The sequence below is a fragment of the Lactobacillus nasalidis genome, assembly GCF_016587775.1.
Classification (GTDB): Bacteria; Bacillota; Bacilli; order Lactobacillales; family Lactobacillaceae; genus Lactobacillus; species Lactobacillus nasalidis.
Genome location: NZ_BOCG01000527.1, coordinates 1 through 466, shown reverse-complemented (window position 1 = coordinate 466; position 466 = coordinate 1). Strand labels below are relative to the sequence as shown.

Here is a 466-nt window from a genome sequence, read left to right as displayed (position 1 = left end):
GGCGTGATATAATAATTCTCAGAGGTACGAGAATGTAGAAGAACTTAAAATCATAGAAATAATCCAAAGACAGTCAGTGATCTATATTACTTTTCGAACAAGTAACACTAAGGCCAGTGGATGAATTATTAGGAAAGGAGGTAAAACGAAAATGGTCCAAGCGAAAAGAAAGAAAAAACAAAAGACAATTCCGAGAAATAATGAACTCATTGACCAATTGGCCAGTGAGTATTACATCAAGGCTACTCCAGAGCTTGACCGTACGGCAGAAATTGCTCATAAGATTTATAACGCCGCTTTGTATCAGCTCAGACAAGCCCTTTTCAAGAGAAAAGGATCGATTTATTATGAGGGCTTGGACAGGATCTTCAAGAATAAAAGAAATGCCAATGAGCTTATGCTTTATGGTCAGATGCCCACTGTTCAATGTGCTCAACAGACACTTAAAGAAGTAGCCGCGGTTTGG

General features: G+C 38.6%; 1 pseudogene. It reads left to right on the top strand.

From position 1 onward, the window contains the following. Positions 1–151: 151 nt before the first annotated feature. Positions 152–466, top strand: a pseudogene (locus tag lacNas_RS10365) (RNA-guided endonuclease InsQ/TnpB family protein); the annotation flags it as partial.